Here is a 17533-nt window from a genome sequence, read left to right as displayed (position 1 = left end):
AAAACAATTCATAGTTTAGCCCAATAGCAAAGTGACTGTATGGCATATAGGCGCGTGAGGAAACTCAGGCGCCTTTTCTATGTTAAAAGTGAGAAGAAGCATGTCTAAACCCGATTATTACCAAGTGCTAGGTGTCTCAAAAGTAGCCTCAGAAAAAGAGATTAGAAAAGCCTATAAGCGCATGGCGATGAAATACCATCCAGATAAAAATTCGAGCGAAGAGGCAACAGAGAAGTTTAAAGAAATAAAATACGCCTATGAGATCTTAACGGACAAAGAAAAACGTCAGCAATACGATGACTTTGGTCACGCGGCATTTGAAAATACTGGCTTTAACGGTTCGGCAAGACACTCACAAGGCGCTGGGTTCGACGATATTTTTGGCAGCGCATTTGGCCAGCGTGGACAGGGATTTCAAGGTGGAGGCTTTGGAGGGTTTGATGACATATTCTCTCAAGCTCAGGGCCGTCGCCGCGGACCTGTGGCTAGAAAAGGACAAGACAATGAATTTAAGTTAACCATTGATTTTGTCGATGCGATTAAAGGTACTCAGCTCCCTGTAGAATTGCCCATTAATGGAGAGCAGAAAAAGATCAATGTGAAGATCCCTGCTGGGATTAAAGAGGGAGAAAAAATTCGATTTTCCGGAAAAGGTGGCATTGGACAAAACGGCGGGCCAGCGGGTGACCTGCTTTTGTCTATTTCGATTCGTCAGCATGCCTTCTTACAACGAGAAGACAATGATCTTATCTGCAACACTAAAATCGATATGGTCACTGCTGCCCTTGGTGGAGAGATTGAGGTGTCTGTTCTAGACAGTCGATTTAAACTCAAGATCCCAGCGGGTACGCAAAGCGGTCGCAAGTTCAAAATGGCAGGAAAAGGCGTTACGGATCGTAAAGGCAATACCGGTAACCTCTTTATTAGCATTCATGTGCAGACTCCCACCAACTTGAGTGAGCAACAACAAGATCTGTTACAGCAACTTAAAGCCACTATGAACTCATAGCATCCTGTTGTATTGGCCTGTCGACACTATGTTTTTCACCCAAGCATATTGTCGATAGCCAATGGTTTTCAAATGAATAACGAGACGCTAGCCTCAAAGTTCCAATTATATCGATGAGTATTGGACGTTTTTTATAAAGCAGCATATTTGATGGGCAGCATGTTGGGGCTTAAAGATGTAAATATGGCCTCTCCATCCCCATTTTTAATAATGAGCAAGGAAGAGGTCATATAGAGTTATGTTGGAGATTACGTCAAAACATAGGAACATCGACAGCGCTATTGAAACAACCCTTACTCATCAACGGCCACCTCAAGTTTACTACTTCAGACTTGATCTGACAGTTACCCAGTTTCCAGCTCACTATTGCGCGTATTTCTCCCGCGTTTTATCCCATTTTTTCAAAATTTCTACATAGTCCAACGAAGTGTCCAACATAAAGGCTGTAATGTCGTTGCCCATATCTTTGGTTAGCTCACTAGGTAAAGAGCCTACGGGGAAAGTAATATATCCTCCATTGTCTTTTGCGTTTAGGTATTGAGACGCAATTGCAGGAGGCAATCCATGTGTGCCATTTTTTAGTGTGCTCATAGCGACATCAGCTTCAACAAATAATTTTAGGTTTTCATCTTGTAACCAAAAATCAATCCATAGTTTGGCTTCTTCAATATTTTTGCTCATCACAGGGATAGCCCAACCTGGGCCATAATAATCCATTGCCATACCGTTGCTCCCATAAAAGGAAGGGAAAGGCTCAAACGTGAAATCGCTTGGCAAGCTGTCTTCTTCAAATCGGTGAATATTCCACATCCCTTGTGGCAACATAGCAACTCGCCCAGATTGAAATGAGGATAAGCCAACAGACCAAGGATCCGTTCCTGCGCTCAATCGAGGGTCAAAACATTTTTTGTTTTCCATTTCTCTAAGCGTTTCAAATGCTGCCAACATCGCTTTGTCTTCTGCGAATTTTATTTTCCCACTGTTGAACTGTTCGATTCGATCCTGCGTTGGGCTTGCTTGGTCGGCTAGTCCCATTGAAAGCAAGAAGATAAACGGTGTCCAGTTTCCGTTATTAGCTGGTAAAATCATTGGCATCATGCCCTTTTCAACTAATGTTTCACATACGTCTAGAAACTGTTTTGTATTTTTTGGGTACGCTTTGATACCAGCATCTTTAAGCATAGTTTGGTTTACATACATCCCCATGCCAGATACTTGCAACATCGTGTAATAAGGTTTGCCGTCTAGTCCTAACGCTGGTGTAAACTCATCACTGATATTATTGATACTAGGGATATCTTCTAGGCTTCTTAGAAGATTATTTTTCCCCCAATGGATGACAAATTCACGATCAACCATCACCACATCGGGTGAATCTCCAGCTTGAAAACGTGCGGGAATATTTGTGACAACATCACCACGAGACATGTAATTGAGTTTGACCTCGATATCGGGATACTCTTTTTCAAACTTTTCAATGAGTAGTGGAAAGTTAGCAACTTCAGCACCCGCACCTTTCCAACTAGCGACCTCAATAGTTGTTTTTGCGCTCAGCTCTGTTACCTGAAATAAGCACAATGCTGTTGCTAACAAAGCTGTAATTTTGTTAATTCTCACGTGTAGCTCCTTTAAATGTTTTTAATTTATTACTTCAATATGAATTCCATAGATACCGGCAAAAGGGCTTCCCCAAGTTTTATCGATAAAGATCAAAAGAGATTCAGAACAGACACCAAATAATTCAATTTTGTTTATCGATTGAAAGTTGTTTTTGACCTCATGAAGCAGGTTTCCATTGCTATCTAAGATTCGATAATCACGAATACAGTTTGGAAAATGCTGGAAGCGGTGCTTTTTAAGTGTTTCTATCGCTTGGTTGGTATCTGTATCATGGTAAAGCGTTAATACGAGGTCGTTACCTTCCTCAAACTGTGAGTGACTAAGTCGTACTTGAGGGGATGGTTTTGTACAGTCAACGATCCAACTATTTGTAGAATGTGTCGGTCTAAACGGTGCCTGGCTAACGTTTGAAACAGGGTAAATTGAGAGTGTTTTATCCAAGGTAAAGCTTAGGTTTTCGTATGGATAGCGAGGACAGTTCCACCCTTGGAAATCAACATCTTGACTGTCACATACCGTTTGATGGACATCATCATTAGCTCTATATAGCGTGACAATACCGGGATAATGTTCGGAAGACGTCCCTATTTGCACAGCGCTGTTTTCCACTATCTCGATAAGTAAATATTGTGCGTGTGTTAACTCTATGCCGGTATGAATAGAGATTCTACTCGTTCCGCTACAAATACTTTCTTGTTGATCGTACAGTATCTGCGACGGTGTAAAGCCTTCGACTTGATAAACGCGAATACCAACGTGGGTTGATTCGACGGCTTTTGTAATGAAGCTGATAGAAGGAAGCTTTCCCTCCTCGACAGGCAACAATACGCCGAAGGACTTATCTAAACTCGTGAAACTTCCATTGTGTTTTAAGCCATTAAATAGGTGTTCCTTCGCAGTGATTGTTGCACCAGAAACCATGTTTTCGTAGTTCATAACTTTCTTGGTTGGAATGTATTGCCCAGTAAGAGAAATTTTGTTTTGCAGTTCTTCTATTAGGTTATTGGTGTATAAGTCCCTAGGATTTAGGTTGCGTAAAGTGCACATTGCGGCTGCAATACCGACAGCTTGACCATTCATTGCAGCGGTGAGCATCACACGCGTGCTACCAAAAGCGATGTGAGAAGAAGAAATGAGTCTTCCAGAAATAAAGAGATTAGGTACATTTCTACTGTATAAGCTTCTATACGGTATGGTGTAAATGGTTTTCGAATACCGATGAAAACTAGAACTAAACTCCGAATACATACCGTCTGCAGGGTGAAGATCGATTGACCACCCGCCATAAGAAACGGCATCTTCGTGTTGACGATTCTGTAGTACGTCCTCTTGAGTTAGAACGTAATCACCCAAGAAACGACGACTTTCGCGTTTTCCCGGTATAGACCCAACCCAAGAAATTGTTTTATTTTTTGCTTCTGGAAATTTTCCCGAGTTTTTAATGTAATTCCAAGTCGTATATAGGGCACTTCTAAGTTCATATTTTATGTTTTCATTGTCATGTATGGTGTCCAAGCGTCCGCCAAACTCCATCCACCAAAAATGACAGCCTTCGTCTAAAAGTTTAATTTGCTTGTATTTCTTAATTTTTTTAATGTCATCGAAGATGTAAGTCGGTGGTGTGTAAGGGACTTCATGGTCCATATCTTGAATTGAGAACATTAGTGAGCTTCCAAGACGGTGACCAAATTCATTGGGCTGTACTAAAGATTCACCAAAAGTCTCTTTTGTCTCTGCCTGATCTGTAAAATCTGCGCCTGATAAATACCCAACGATCCCATCTCCTGAAGCGTCACAAAAGAGTTGTCCTTTGACCAAATACTCAGTTTCATTACTGCTATTAAACGCAGTAATTTGATTAATATTCCCCGTAATTTCATCGCACTGCACTTGGTTTACGGCCGTATTGAGAAGCAATGTGATTAGAGGTTCTGCAAGAACCTTATCTAACAGCAAATCATCAAAGAAATACGGGTTCCCTTCAGGATTAGTGTGTAAATTCTCAACCAGTATTTCATCTATAACTCCTCCTTCACGGCTCCAACGATTATTTGTGTTCATGTGTGCTGCGGCACCGAGTGCCCACACGCGCACTTCTGACGAAGCGTTTCCACCTAGCACCGGACGATCTTGTATTAAGATCACCTTAATGCCTTGGCGAGCAGCGGTGATTGCACTGCACACACCAGCAAGTCCCCCTCCAACCACAATGTAATCAGAGACCAAAACTGATTGATAAATCTGCCTATTCAAAAAAACACTCCTCACCACTACTAATTACTATAATTGAAATTACTATAATAGTAATATCATGTAAATTAGGATCTTGACTAGAAGTGTTTGTGAAAGTTTTGATAACAATCACATCGAATAGGAGCTGGACATGATCATGTAGATTGGAAAGTTGGAAATGCTAGCGATAGCAATGATTTTCGATTAGCATCTAAAATCACTTTTTGTGCGTTAATCAAATAGAGGAAGAGAATTGACTGCTCAACCCAACCAAAGCCTTATAGACGGTATTACATGTTTACAAGAACTTTCGAGCTCGAGCAGACCTCTAGGCAACAAGGAGTTAGCGGAACGCTTAGGAATTAATGTTGTTAAGGTCAACCGACTTTTAAAGTCTCTTCAATCTATTGGAATGGTCGAGCAGAACAAGCAACGAAAATACGTGTGCGGCTCAGGGATCCATCTTCTCGCTGCGCAAAGTTTGCATAATTCAACTATTTTGCGGGCATCGCTAAGAGTTGCGTTGAGTCGAGCATATAGTGATAGAACTCTGGCAATTGGTACCTTGTGGCGTACATCGGTTATCTACACCTATTATGCACTTGATACACATTCACCATTAGAAGGGTTGTCAGGGTACCGAACGACGGACGTCAATGAATCGACTATAGGCCAAGCATTACTCGCGGAGAAAGTTGGAATAAATGGCTCAAATGAAGATTATTCAGGTCACATTGGTGAAGAGCTGTTAAACCGGCTTCCTAGCATTACTCAACAAATTCAAGATACTGGTTATTATGCTCATTTTGTTGATTCACATTACATTGACAATATATGTGCCCTTCTGCGCTTCGAGGGAATGAGTATCGGACTAGCTTTTGCAAATATTCATGTTCACACTGACGATATGCAAGCGTATGTTGATGAACTGCAAGTCATTGCAAATGCTATTAAAGATGAGTGTTTAGCTCTGGTCGATAGTGAGGTTTAATTCATTGACTTTGAGTTATCGCGAAAGTGACTCACCGATCTTCGTTATGAAAGCCAATAGCCTAAACCCGTGATACGGACCTGCCATATCACGGGTTTGTTCCAAGATTATGTTGCTGCTTTAGTGTGCCTAGCCATTGTTTATTTGCCTTTTTTAGACAAAATGTCCACGTTGGCATCAGATAAATAAGAGACATCCATTTCTTTTAGCAGCAAAGCTAAGCGAGCTGTTTCTTCTAATTCTTCTGCGTTATCGACCGCATCTATCAGATCAGTACCTGTCACTACTGGACCATGATTGGCCAGTAAATAGGCGCGGTGATCATGGGCTAGCTTTGCTAGTTCAATACCAATCTGAGGGTCACCTGGGTTAAAATAATCGACAACGGGCAATTTACCTACTCTCATCACGTAATAGGGAGTGAACGCCCTAATAGCATTGGACTTGTCCAAGCCGTTTAGGCATGACAACGCCGTGAGGTAAGTAGAATGCAAATGCACAATGGCATTGGCTGATGCGCGGTTTTTATATATCTGCAGATGAAACGACACCTCTTTTGAGGGTTTATCTCCCGCAATATGTCGACCATCCCTGTCGACCACGGACAAGCTTTCAGGGTTTAAACGGCCAAATGAAGACCCGGTAGGCGTCGCCAAAAAGCGGTTGTCATCCAGTTTTACGGAAATATTCCCTGCACCACCAGTGGCGTAACCGCGTTCAAACATAGACCTTGCTAGCTCGACTAACTGGATTCTCTTTTGTTGTTCATTCATTTAAGCTGCTCCTGTGCCTGCCTAAAAAAATCAGGCGTTCCAAAATTACCCGACTTCAACGCCAGCATAATTTCACCATCTAAGCTATTAACCCAAGGCACACCTGGAGCAATCTCTTTGCCCACGCGAAACCCGGTCACATCCAGCGCTTGCGTTACCGTGCCTGAGGTTTCACCCCCTGCGCTCACGAAAGTATTGAAGCCATGTGAATAGAGTTCCGATACGAGCCAATGAAACACGCGCTCAACAGCAACCGACGCTTGAGAACCAAACTGATTTTGTATATTTCGCAGCTCATTCGCGTCTACGGTTGCGTACACTAATGGGAAATAATCGTGGTCAGCATGCTGAATTACCCATTTTAGTACCTGTCGCCCATAGTCTTCATTGTTAATGCATTGGTCGACATCAAGTTTAAACGACGGTGCCAACTGCTTATAGTTCGCTACTTGCTCATTGGTCATTAGCGAACAAGATCCGGATAAAACGACGCCATGTCCACTTGCAGAGACGAATGCGTTGGTGCTTGTTTTACTCTCCCGTGGTGAGACGTTTTGACTAAAGTGGTGTGCAATAGCGCCCACTAATCCAGACCCACCAGTGACCAATGTATGGTGTTGTGCCACCGCGCCGATCGTTAAAAGATCAGTCTCACAGATTGCATCACACACAATAAATCTGACACCCTGTTCAACCAACTCTTCAACCCTAGACTTAACGCTAGTAGCGCCTTTAGATACCGTCGCCCAATCCACTAGCCCTGCCCTTCCTGATGACTGATTTTCAATCAATCGAAGTATATTTGAGTCCGTCATTGGTGTAATTGGATGATCTTTCATGCCTGACTCAGAAAGCAAAGAATCAAAAACAAATAGATTACCTTGGTAAACTGTTCTGCCATTCACTGGTAAAGATGGACACAATAAACAAGATTGCACATTAAGCTCTGCCATCAAGGCCTCAGTAACGGGTCCAATATTCCCTTGCTCGGTACTGTCAAAGGTTGAACAGTACTTGAAGTAAATTAGGTTACACCCTTGATTCAATAACCATTGGCAAGCGTGTAAAGAGTCCTTTACCGCGTCATTAGGATCACTTGAACGACTCTTTAAGCTTACAATCAGAGCATCACCAAAAGTTGAAATATCCTGACAAGGAATGCCAGAAAACTGCACAGCACTGAAACCATTCTTTACAATGAAGCTCGCAGCATCGGTTGCCCCAGTAAAGTCATCGGCGATAACACCAATTTTCATAGTTACCTCTCTCAACATTACGTTTCTCTATTTTTTGGACCGAACGGCTCCCTGCTAACTATGCTTATTAAGTAACAGGGAAGATCGATTAGTTCGCTTGTTTATAATTAGATTGATCGGCTTTCTCACTTCGCGCTCTCTTAAACACACGAAGTGCAAAGGAGAAGCTGATCGCCGAGAACATAATGAGAGTCAGTGCTAATGAAATTGGTCGGTCGACAAAGATGGCCAAACTACCTTGGCTAATGATCAAAGATTGAAGGAACATGCTTTCTGCCATTCCACCAAGAACCAATGCCAATACAGTTGCCGCAGGAGAATAGCCATATAGTTTCATGCCAAAGCCGACAAGTCCCATTATCAATAACATTGACGTCTCGATGATGCTGTTATTAAGAGCGTAAGCCCCAATCACACATAAGATAACAATGACAGGTACTACTAAGCGGTATGGAATGTCGAGAAATTTAACAAACAGTGGGATGGCTAAAATACTTAGCGCGACAAGAATCATGTTACCCATGTACATGCTCGCCACCAACCCCCAAACAAGATCGGGGTTACTGTCGATAAGCATAGGTCCAGGCTGTAGTCCCCACATCATTAAAGCACCTAACAACACGGCGGTTGCTCCCGAACCAGGAATACCAAGTGCAATGAGTGGAACCATTGCGCCTGCTGATGCTGCATTATTTGCGGTTTCTGGTGCGACTAACCCACGGATATCACCTTTCCCGAAGCTTTCAGGATCTTTCGCCACCTTTTTCTCAACTGAGTACGCCAAAATCGAACCAATCGTTGCACCAGAGCCTGGTAATACGCCTGCAATGAATCCAATCACAGAGCCGCGAATGAAAGTAAACCGAGAAGACACATAGTCCTTGGCTGTCGGCCAAAAATCTTTAGAACGAAAGTTAAACTGGACTCGAACATTCTCTTTTTTATGTTGGCCAGTGTAGATACAGTAGAGAAGTTCCCCGATTCCAAAAAGGCCAATCGCAACTGGTACGAAGTAGATCCCACCAATTAGCTCTGGTGAACCAAATGTGTATCGCTGTGCACCACTGACCGAGTCAACCCCAACCATTGCAATCGCAAAACCAAACAGGGCTGAAACGACACCGTTTAGGCGATTTTCACCCATCATTGTAGTGAGCAATAGTAGGCCCAACATTATGATTAGGAAATACTCTGACGGTCCAAATGATGATGCAAAGTTAGCCAGTAATGGAGCGAAACCACAAATGAGTATCACACCAAGCGTCCCCCCTACAAAAGATGCGATCGCTTGCATTACTAGTGCCGGCCCTGCTCGTCCATTTTGCGCCATAGGGTAACCATCTAGTGTTGAAGCAACCGTAGCGGACTCACCAGGGGTATTGATCAGAATCGAGGTTATCGTTCCCCCATACATCGACCCATAATAAATACCAGACAACATAATAATCGCCGTAGTAGGGTCTAATCCAAATGTCATTGGGATCAATATCGCTATACCAGCAGCGGGTCCAAAACCAGGAAAAAGGCCAACGACCATGCCGACAAATGCACCTATCAGCAAAAATAGAACATTGGCAGGCGTAAACGCCACCGACAATCCAAAAGATAAATTTTCAAAGATTTCAGCAAAGAACATAATACAATCCCTTGTGATTAATAGAATAAACGCAGTAGTCCGTCAGGCAATCCAGCCTGCAACCACACGTCGAATAATAAGAAAACCGACATCGGGAAGGCTATTGAGTAGCCCACATTCTGTAGGTGCTTTCCTTTGTTAAAATAGGAAAGAAATGTCAGACAAAACGCAATCATCGCAACTACAGCGCCGAGGAAATTAAGAGAAAAGATAAGCAAACCGATACACACCGCTGTCGCAAACGCATCTCTTACATAAACCGATTCTGGGTGATCTTTTTCTAGTGACTCAAGGGTTTTCCCTCTTCTCTCTTTCAGATCCTTATAAACATTTATACCTGTAGAGATTAGTAAGCCAACACCAATAATAAGTGGAAAGTATCCGGGTCCAGGTCTGCCGTTGAAATCATAGATATCAAGGGTTTGCAGGCCATAGAGCAAAAATGCTAGCGAGAACAAAAATGTGCTCAGCGAAAACCAAAAACGCATAACAACTCCTTGGCTGCGCGGCAACGAAACCGCGCAGCCTACTTAATTATTTTATTGCACCAATTTGTGTGAGTACTCGCTTGAAGTCGGCATTAGTTGCCGCAAGATTCTTAGCAAAATCTTCGCCCCACACCGTATTGCCTGACAGGCTGTTGGTGTTTAAATAGTCTTTCCATTCCTGAGTTTGTACGACCTTTTTCATCGTATCCACCCACCATTGTTGTACATTTTCGTCTACGCCACCCGGCATAACCACACCTCGAGGCAGAGAGAATGCAAAGTCGTAGCCCTGCTCTTTAAAGGTTGGTACCTCTGTATAGACGGTGCTACGCTGAGCTTCCGAATACGCTAAAGGTCGAAAGTTCCCTGCTTTTATTTGCCCCGAAACCTCAGAAGGGTTAGCCACTATGGCGTCGACACTCTTTGAAGTTAAAGAAGTCACCATACCACCACCATCTTGAGACGGAACATAGTCATAACTAAAGCCTCCGGCTTCTGCAAACAAGCTCGCGACTACTCTCTCTGGACCAGCAGCCCCTGTACCGCCTACTGTCACTCGATTGCTCTTAGCGTATTCAACAAAATCTTGTGCGGTTTCAAACTGTGAATCAGCGCGAACCACAATGAACATGGCGTCTTGAGCCAGTAGACCAATTGGAGTGAAATCTTCATAAGTCCACCCCGTGTTCGACACTAATGGTGTACCTAGGAAGTTACCACTGGTAGAGGTGAGGTGGTAAGGATTGCCTTTCTTCTGAGCAACGAAATTAAAACCAACAGCGCCACTTCCGCCTGCGATGTTATCAACACGAATAGTATTGTCGTAGTAATCATACTTTTTAAGAATATCGACCACTGTACGAGACATAAGGTCATTACCACCACCAGGACCAAACGCGATGGTGTAGTTTAGCCTTTTGGTTGGGTAATCCAGATCCTTGGCTAGACTCACTGGTGAGATTAAAATTGTAGCTAGCACAGGTGCGGCTACGAGGGTTTTAAGTAGGGACATGAGTTCTTCCTTTTCTATGTAGGTACTTTACTTGTTCTATCGAATAATTATTGTGCTGTACTACTTAACTCAGCGTTATCCACTAGCTATTGGCTAGTTGTTTCGCTACCGCATGACTAAAGGCCTGACAGCCACATGAACCGCCTAGGTCTGCCGTACGATAATTTGGATTCTCTAACACCGCATCCACAGCTGACGTCATCGCTTTCGATGCGTTCAACAAGTCTTCACGGTTATGTTTTTGTCCCATCCACTCTATAAGCATGGCTACAGACAAAATCATTGATGTTGGATTAGCAATGTCTTGGCCTTCGATGTCTGGTGCTGAACCATGCTGTGCTTGGGCACAACAATGTTCGTCACTGGCCATCATGGAACCGGCTAGACCTAAGCTTCCAGACAACTCGCTCGCAAGATCGCTGATGATGTCGCCGTAAAAATTGGTCGCAACCAATACATCAAAACGTTCTGGACTGCGGACTAAATGCGCCGTCGATGCGTCCACCAACAGGTCATCAAGTTCCACTTCTGGAAACTCTTTTGCTACGTCATTTACGGCTTCAAGAAACAACCCATCGGTCATGTGAAAACTATTGGCTTTATGAATGGCAGTGACTTTTTTGTTACGCGACATAGCCAATTCAAATGCTTTTCGGGCGATACGCTCAGAGCAATGACGAGTGATTTTCCGAGTAGACAGCGCCATATCTGGTGAGGGTTTAACTTCTCCCCAGCCTTCAGTCATGTTGCGGTCAGGATAAAACCCCTCTGTGGCCTCTCGCATGATTACGAGATCAATGCTCTTGCCTTCACTCATGTTGGTAGGTAAGAAAGCGCGAGAACGCGCAGGGCGTACGTTAGCGTATAGGTCTAACCCAATACGGAAACCGGCTGACACATTGCGGCCACCAAGCTCTGGTTTTGGGTAGTCGGCATGAGATTGCGTGCCTAAAATTATGCCGTCATACGTTTTCGCTTTATCAAGCGTTTCTTGACGAAGTGTAGTGCCATGCTTTTTCAAGCTGTCAAAGCCAACATCATCAAAGTCATAACTCAAACCCAAGCCGAATTTACTGTCTACCGCTTTCAGCACGTGAACAGCCGCTTGAGTGATTTCTGGTCCAATTCCGTCACCAGGTAATACTATTAATTTCATACATTCCTCTCGTACTTATTGCAGTTAGTGTTATTTCTATTAATGCGTTAGTGTGTGTTTAAGTTGTCTGACAGCGCATTCAGGGCTAGAAAGTACTTTCATTCCTGTCGCTTGCTGTAAGCTTGCTTGTGCCACGGCTGACGAAAAGTGCGCCAACATAACCACTCTCTTCCCTTCAATCGATTGAATACCATCCAATAGATGCTGATTATGACTAGCGATATTTTTGTCATTCAGTGCCGCTCGTGCTTCTGGTACGCAAATACTTTCCAGGCTTCTGGTTTTGCCTTGTTTTTCCGAAGCCTCATTAAACTCAGCTTCCATCCCGGCCATTGCGGGTTTAAACGTCCCAAGCAATATGGCTGGTATGTGTTCATTCAGAGCTTCATCAAACATGGCTTGATTTGGCTTTAGTACCGGTATGTCTGAATGCTCAGCTATGCGTTCAATTGCTTCACCAAATGCAGAACACGTGAACAACACCGCATCAGCACCATCTAGTTTCGCCAACTCAAATAACGCATTGACGCGTTGATGAAGAGCAGGCGTTAACTCCGCAGTTTTTGCTCGTTCAATGCTGAGTGATTCATCCCATAAGTGAACGATATGCGCTTCAGGCCAGCCTATTCTAAAGGCCTCTTTGATTGGCTCTATTGCAATATCAACTGCGTGTATCAGGGCAATTTTTTTCATGATTAAATTGTATTTTGTTAAACACAAATACATTTATTACAGATGATTAACTTATTGTCAACATGAACACGATTAAAGCCAGCTCGCTGCCCCAGGCATAGAAAACAGACAAATAGGCTTATAATACAACAAGTTAATAGGGTTTCTTGATGATTTTTGTTTGAGCAGGAAAGTGTTTACTTGATATATTGTATTTTGAATATGTGAAATACAACACATTTATTCAACATATGGCGCTTGGTGGATACAAGTTATTCACAAAAAACAATTTATGCGGCATACTGGCAGAAATTAAGCGAAATCGCGGTCATTTTCTTACGATAGAGTAGTGAAAGAAGAAGGGTGGCTTTGTTGAAAAGGTTAGGGACAATATGGATCTCGCAGTGAAAAGAAAGAAAAAAACATCAGCCGAAATTTTGGCGGATCGCGTGCTGGAGCATGTTCTCAAACATCAACTTGAGGTTGGTGCTCATATCAAAGAAGTCGAGTTGTCTAAGATCCTTAAAGTATCTCGCACTCCAATTCGCAATGCTTTTCTCCATTTGCAAAATTCAGGTTACCTAATTAAAAAGCCTAACCAAGGCTTTTTTCTCGAGAAGTTACCTGATCAAAACCTCACTAGCCCACGACTGGGCAATGAAAATGAACACCCTGATCTCGACCCTATTTGTTATAACATTGGTCAAGAATACCTCTCAGGAAAACTGAACCGCAGCTTTACCGAAAACGACCTTATTAATCGATACCAGTTAGGTCGAAAATCCATACAAGAAGCTCTGATTGCTATGGAGAAAGATGGCTGGCTATCTCGAAATATTGGCTATAGCTGGGAGTTCAACGAGTTTATATCGTCACCCATTGCCTACGCGCAAAGTTATCGCTTTAGGCAATTGATCGAGCCAGAAGCTCTTAGAGAGACTGGATTCACTGTGGATCACACTCGATTGCAAATGCTTAGAATGTCTCAGATAGATATTTTAAATAATGATCAGAAACTGGTCTCTGCCGCAGATATGTTTAACGCAGGTGTGTTGTTTCACGAAACAGTAGTTGCAATGTCTGGGAACGTCTTTTTGCTAGACGCTCTCAAGCGGGTTAACCGACTACGAAGGTTAATCGAATACAATGTCAACGGCAAACGGCCTATTCCAAGGAAGGAGTGTGAAGAGCACCTGCATCTACTCAGCTTAATAGAGGAAGGAAACCTTGTTGAAGCATCTAGCTTTCTTGAGAGCCATCTCGAGCGCACCGCAAAAGAAAAAGAAGAGATCGCCAAAAACTTATTTGGATAGCCGGACTAGCACCATGCGAGAGTCTCAAACCGCTAGTTATTACATTCCATGCTAAAAGCTACAGCCTTAGGTTTTTCTTGCGACAACAAAATAACTAGACGCGTCCCTGAAGATCTCTTCAGCTTGAACGATGTCAAACTCGAGTTCCCCCAACAATCTATCCAGATCTGAACGCCTGTATTGCCTTATCGAAATTGGGATAGCTCCGGTCTTAGAAAGGACTTTAACTAGATACATCTGCAGTTTAACCAATAGAGATTTTTTCCCACCCAAACAAGGTGTGCTGGAGATTAAGAGTCCATTAGGCTTTAACAACTCGTATATTTTTTTAAGGACATGGCCAGGGTTATCAATGGTATGTAACATGTTGAAAGCAAAAATTACATCAAACGATCCGTGTTCATAGTCGTTACTAAAGATTGTAGCTTGAGAAAAATGAACATTTTCTATATTGCAATCGGCAGCCTTGCGTCTTGCCGACTTAACCATTTCTGCAGATATATCAATGGCATGAATTTCCTTCACATAACTAGCTAACTCACATGATTTGGTGCCTGTACCACACCCATAATCTAAAGCCACATAGCTTTTATTGAGGTGCTTTATAGAGTTTGCTCTCGTCATATTATGTATGTATTCAAAACGTGCCTCAGACTTGTCATAGTCTTTTGACGCCTTGTCCCAGAAGCTTTCGGTCTTGTCCATTATCTACCACCTTGTCGTGCTTGGATACCATAAACCCACATCTTGAATTGGAATTCTATGGCCTAAAATTTATCGCTTTCCTCTATTCTATCGATGCTATTATGAATTAATATAAGTAAAAATGAATAAATGGTATTCAAATGCGCATAGATTGGAAAGCAGTAGATTTTGATTGGAATCACGCGAGAGCATTTCTTGCAACGGCTGAATTGGGTTCTTTATCAGCCGCAGCCAAAGCGCTTAATAGCTCTCAACCCACGTTGAGTCGGCAAGTCAATGCATTGGAAAAGCAGCTTAAAGTTGCTCTATTTGAACGCGTCGGGAAGGGGCTTGAGTTAACCCCTAGTGGTGTCGAACTGGCTGAATGTGTCAAAAGCATGGGAAATGCTGCTACTCACTTATCACTCACAGCTTCGGGAAAGTCGGAGTCACTAGAGGGGGCGGTTTGCATAAGTGCATCAGAGAACATGGCGGCTTACGAGTTACCCGCAATCATATCAAAATTGAGGCGTCTCGAACCCAAAATTACGATTGAAATCGTTGCCTCTAACGCGAGCAGCGATTTGAAGAGGCGAGAGGCAGACATCGCTATCAGATCTTACCGGCCTGAACAGCTTGATCTAATTGCTAAAAAGATCAGAGATGACCATTTCTATCTCTACGCCGCACACGCCTACCTTAATTCCATCGCGAGCCCAAAGACTTTGTCAGATCTCAATTGTGCTTATTTCATTGGCCCCCCAGATTTTCAACAGATTATCTCGATGCTCAATCAACGGGGACTTAGTCTAACAACGGAAAACTTTCCCGTAACAACGAGCAATTATACCGTTTATTGGGAATTAGTTAAGCAAGGCGCTGGTGTCGGTTTTATTCAGGAACACTTGGTTAAACCTACTGATAATGTAGAAAAAGTATTGCCAGAACTTGGCGACTTCCCAATTCAACTTTGGCTTGTTACCCATCGAGAGCTTCGAACAAATACAAGGATCCAATATGTCTTTGAATTTTTGAGTAAGGAACTATCGAGCTATAGGTAATGAAAATACGTCTACGGCTTCTAGCATAACCTGTAGCAACTAATGAATTCGACTACATTTTCCATATTGTACTTCTAACAAACTTATTGGGGCAATGGTGTACCGTTATCGGCTCTGGAACACCATTAGACAGTTTCTAGTCGCGTTTCTCTACACTGTAAAGCGTGTGTTAACTTAAGTATAAGCAGTCCAAGTCAGCTTAGTTGTATGTCTAGCAACAATGGATCAATTCACTAACTTCAGGCCTGACATAAACCAATGATTTCACCATTGGGTCCAGTAAAAAACGTATGTTTGTCTTCTCGGTAGTTCATGTTCTCCAATACGTAGGATTTGGTCACAAGTTCATCACCAATCGCGCCTATATCATCGACATAGAGCATGAAGTGATTGTGGTTAGTGTTGCCCACTTCGCCAATAGTGTGATTGAATTTTGGAGCAGTTAAGGATAGATGGATTAGACAGTCCCCAGCGAGTAGATTCAGAACTAACATTCCTTCAATATTCTCACCCTGGAGCACGTCGGCCTTGACGAGTTTGAAACCGAGTACCTCACGATAAAGCTCAAGTGTCTTTTCCAAACTTAGCACGTGTACGCAAATATTCTTTAAGCCTGTAACTTTAGCCATTATACCACTCCATCCGTAGTGAGTTTTTGATCTGTCAGCCAGTGCATAGCCTGATGGTCAAGAGAAATTCGACTCGCTTCAAAAGCCTGTTGAAGATGTTCTTTAGTTCTTGCCCCAATAATAGCGAATGACGGAAATGGTTGATTACAAACATATGCTAGTGCCACTTGGGTGGGCGTGCATGTGAGCTTTTCTGCTAACTTAGTGGCTTTTTGAAGGCGGCTCCAATTACTATCAGAATAATACACTTCCACCATTTCTCGATTAGCCGTGTCATCTGGCGAGTATTTTCCGGAAAAAAAACCCGATGCTTGTGGTGACCAAGCAAATAGTGGTACAGCGTTTTCTCTATGCCAGGCGAGCATCGACTCTTCGGCCATAACGCACCCTGGCCATGGGGGATGATTGCAATCAGCCAAACTAAAGCCGGGATTATTAAAGCTAAACTCAGTTAACTTGTTCTTTTTAGCATAGTCATTCGCAGCGGAAATTCGTTCTTCAGTCCAATTCGATGTACCAATTGCGCCGACTTTACCGTCTTCAATAAACTGATGCAGTGTCGGCATAATCTCAGATACGGGCATGCTTTCATCGTCTCGGTGCAATGCGTAGAGTTCAACAAAATTAGTTGAAAATGCCGACAGACTTGCCTCCAGATCAGCGCACAAATCTTGCTTAGACAAACGACTTTTATTAGGTTGTTTTAGGCTAGGATGGCCACCCTTAGTGAGAATTGATACCTTATCTCTGCACTTTCTTGTTTCTAGCCACTCACCAATAATGTTTTCACTCAACCCATACTGGCGGCCGGTATCAATACAATTACCACCTAATCGTACATATTCATCGAGAATTTCCAAGGCGTTACTCTTATCCTGTTCAGAATAAAATTTACCCGTACCGAGAACCACCCTGGACAGCTGAACAGTTTTTCCGTTCTTTAGCTCAAACTTTGGACACTGCATAAATACCTCAAATATCACCACCAAAAAATAGACTTA

Annotated in this window: 16 protein-coding genes; 4 read left to right on the top strand and 12 right to left on the bottom strand. The window is 42.9% G+C overall.

All coding sequences use genetic code 11. From position 1 onward, the window contains the following. Positions 1 to 100 precede the first annotated feature (100 nt). Positions 101 to 1009, top strand: coding sequence for a DnaJ C-terminal domain-containing protein (locus JQC93_RS02355; protein ID WP_205156854.1), 909 nt, complete (start codon positions 101 to 103; stop codon positions 1007 to 1009). A gap of 363 nt (positions 1010 to 1372) precedes the next feature. Here JQC93_RS02355 and JQC93_RS02350 read toward each other — a convergent pair whose 3' ends face one another. Then, the gene (locus JQC93_RS02350; RefSeq protein WP_205156853.1) at positions 1373 to 2626 is read right to left on the bottom strand and encodes an ABC transporter substrate-binding protein; all 1254 of its coding nucleotides are present in this window, start codon (positions 2624 to 2626) and stop codon (positions 1373 to 1375) included. A gap of 21 nt (positions 2627 to 2647) precedes the next feature. Beyond that, positions 2648 to 4882 carry an FAD-dependent oxidoreductase gene (locus JQC93_RS02345; RefSeq protein ID WP_205156852.1) on the bottom strand — a complete coding sequence of 745 codons (2235 nt, stop codon included), beginning with the start codon at positions 4880 to 4882 and terminating at the stop codon, positions 2648 to 2650. 232 nt (positions 4883 to 5114) lie between these two features. Here JQC93_RS02345 and JQC93_RS02340 point away from each other — a divergent pair, with 232 nt between their 5' ends. Continuing rightward, entirely contained in the window at positions 5115 to 5852 is a 738-nt protein-coding gene (locus JQC93_RS02340) for a helix-turn-helix domain-containing protein (protein WP_205156851.1), read from the top strand. 140 nt (positions 5853 to 5992) lie between these two features. Here the strand turns inward: JQC93_RS02340 and otnC are convergent, their stop codons facing one another. From otnC to JQC93_RS02305, 7 genes are all read right to left on the bottom strand, one after another. Then, a complete protein-coding gene (gene otnC, locus JQC93_RS02335; RefSeq protein WP_205156850.1) occupies positions 5993 to 6625 on the bottom strand; it encodes a 3-oxo-tetronate 4-phosphate decarboxylase in 633 nt (210 codons plus the stop codon). Continuing rightward, positions 6622 to 7881 (bottom strand): 3-oxo-tetronate kinase, encoded by a 1260-nt coding sequence (otnK, locus tag JQC93_RS02330; protein WP_205156849.1) that lies wholly within the window; start codon positions 7879 to 7881, stop codon positions 6622 to 6624. Before otnK ends, otnC begins: the two co-directional genes overlap by 4 nt. 88 nt (positions 7882 to 7969) lie before the next feature. Then, a complete protein-coding gene (locus JQC93_RS02325; protein WP_205156848.1) occupies positions 7970 to 9517 on the bottom strand; it encodes a tripartite tricarboxylate transporter permease in 1548 nt (515 codons plus the stop codon). Positions 9518 to 9534: 17 nt separating this feature from the next. Further along, entirely contained in the window at positions 9535 to 10005 is a 471-nt protein-coding gene (locus JQC93_RS02320) for a tripartite tricarboxylate transporter TctB family protein (RefSeq protein ID WP_205156847.1), read from the bottom strand. Positions 10006 to 10051: 46 nt separating this feature from the next. Further along, complete coding sequence (locus JQC93_RS02315; RefSeq protein ID WP_205156846.1) at positions 10052 to 11017, bottom strand: Bug family tripartite tricarboxylate transporter substrate binding protein; 966 nt, start codon at positions 11015 to 11017, stop codon at positions 10052 to 10054. An 82-nt stretch (positions 11018 to 11099) separates the two neighbouring features. Then, positions 11100 to 12173, bottom strand: coding sequence for an isocitrate/isopropylmalate dehydrogenase family protein (locus JQC93_RS02310; protein ID WP_205156845.1), 1074 nt, complete (start codon positions 12171 to 12173; stop codon positions 11100 to 11102). Positions 12174 to 12212: 39 nt separating this feature from the next. Beyond that, positions 12213 to 12866 carry a hypothetical protein gene (locus JQC93_RS02305; protein WP_205156844.1) on the bottom strand — a complete coding sequence of 218 codons (654 nt, stop codon included), beginning with the start codon at positions 12864 to 12866 and terminating at the stop codon, positions 12213 to 12215. Positions 12867 to 13249: 383 nt separating this feature from the next. On the opposite strand from JQC93_RS02305, the gene JQC93_RS02300 reads away from it, so the two are divergent. Beyond that, positions 13250 to 14158, top strand: a complete 909-nt coding sequence (locus JQC93_RS02300) for a GntR family transcriptional regulator (RefSeq protein ID WP_205156843.1) — start codon at positions 13250 to 13252, stop codon at positions 14156 to 14158. Between the two features lie 66 nt (positions 14159 to 14224). On the opposite strand, the gene JQC93_RS02295 is transcribed toward JQC93_RS02300, so the two are convergent. After that, the gene (locus JQC93_RS02295; protein WP_205156842.1) at positions 14225 to 14863 is read right to left on the bottom strand and encodes a class I SAM-dependent methyltransferase; all 639 of its coding nucleotides are present in this window, start codon (positions 14861 to 14863) and stop codon (positions 14225 to 14227) included. Between the two features lie 140 nt (positions 14864 to 15003). Here JQC93_RS02295 and JQC93_RS02290 point away from each other — a divergent pair, with 140 nt between their 5' ends. Then, the gene (locus JQC93_RS02290) at positions 15004 to 15903 is read left to right on the top strand and encodes a LysR family transcriptional regulator (protein WP_205156841.1); all 900 of its coding nucleotides are present in this window, start codon (positions 15004 to 15006) and stop codon (positions 15901 to 15903) included. Between the two features lie 239 nt (positions 15904 to 16142). Here JQC93_RS02290 and JQC93_RS02285 read toward each other — a convergent pair whose 3' ends face one another. Together JQC93_RS02285 and JQC93_RS02280 are read right to left on the bottom strand one after the other, a co-directional pair. After that, positions 16143 to 16532, bottom strand: coding sequence for a VOC family protein (locus JQC93_RS02285; protein ID WP_205156840.1), 390 nt, complete (start codon positions 16530 to 16532; stop codon positions 16143 to 16145). Next, positions 16532 to 17497 (bottom strand): aldo/keto reductase, encoded by a 966-nt coding sequence (locus JQC93_RS02280; protein WP_205156839.1) that lies wholly within the window; start codon positions 17495 to 17497, stop codon positions 16532 to 16534. The genes JQC93_RS02285 and JQC93_RS02280 overlap by 1 nt, the downstream gene beginning before the upstream one ends. Between the last annotated feature and the right edge of the window lie 36 nt (positions 17498 to 17533).

This window comes from Vibrio ulleungensis (assembly GCF_016900875.1).
GTDB classification, from domain to species: domain Bacteria; phylum Pseudomonadota; class Gammaproteobacteria; order Enterobacterales; family Vibrionaceae; genus Vibrio; species Vibrio ulleungensis.
The sequence above is the reverse complement of the archived record's forward strand: the minus strand, read 5'-3'. Positions and strand labels throughout refer to the sequence as shown.

Excerpts from the sequence above, each read along its gene's own strand:
- otnK (WP_205156849.1), bottom strand. The coding sequence starts at position 7,881 with ATGAAAATTGGTGTTATCGCCGATGACTTTACTGGGGCAACCGATGCT.
- JQC93_RS02290 (WP_205156841.1), top strand. The coding sequence starts at position 15,004 with ATGCGCATAGATTGGAAAGCAGTAGATTTTGATTGGAATCACGCGAGA.
- JQC93_RS02315 (WP_205156846.1), bottom strand. The coding sequence starts at position 11,017 with ATGTCCCTACTTAAAACCCTCGTAGCCGCACCTGTGCTAGCTACAATT.
- otnC (WP_205156850.1), bottom strand. The coding sequence starts at position 6,625 with ATGAATGAACAACAAAAGAGAATCCAGTTAGTCGAGCTAGCAAGGTCT.
- JQC93_RS02280 (WP_205156839.1), bottom strand. The coding sequence starts at position 17,497 with ATGCAGTGTCCAAAGTTTGAGCTAAAGAACGGAAAAACTGTTCAGCTG.
- JQC93_RS02305 (WP_205156844.1), bottom strand. The coding sequence starts at position 12,866 with ATGAAAAAAATTGCCCTGATACACGCAGTTGATATTGCAATAGAGCCA.
- JQC93_RS02285 (WP_205156840.1), bottom strand. The coding sequence starts at position 16,532 with ATGGCTAAAGTTACAGGCTTAAAGAATATTTGCGTACACGTGCTAAGT.
- JQC93_RS02355 (WP_205156854.1), top strand. The coding sequence starts at position 101 with ATGTCTAAACCCGATTATTACCAAGTGCTAGGTGTCTCAAAAGTAGCC.
- JQC93_RS02325 (WP_205156848.1), bottom strand. The coding sequence starts at position 9,517 with ATGTTCTTTGCTGAAATCTTTGAAAATTTATCTTTTGGATTGTCGGTG.
- JQC93_RS02310 (WP_205156845.1), bottom strand. The coding sequence starts at position 12,173 with ATGAAATTAATAGTATTACCTGGTGACGGAATTGGACCAGAAATCACT.
- JQC93_RS02295 (WP_205156842.1), bottom strand. The coding sequence starts at position 14,863 with ATGGACAAGACCGAAAGCTTCTGGGACAAGGCGTCAAAAGACTATGAC.
- JQC93_RS02320 (WP_205156847.1), bottom strand. The coding sequence starts at position 10,005 with ATGCGTTTTTGGTTTTCGCTGAGCACATTTTTGTTCTCGCTAGCATTT.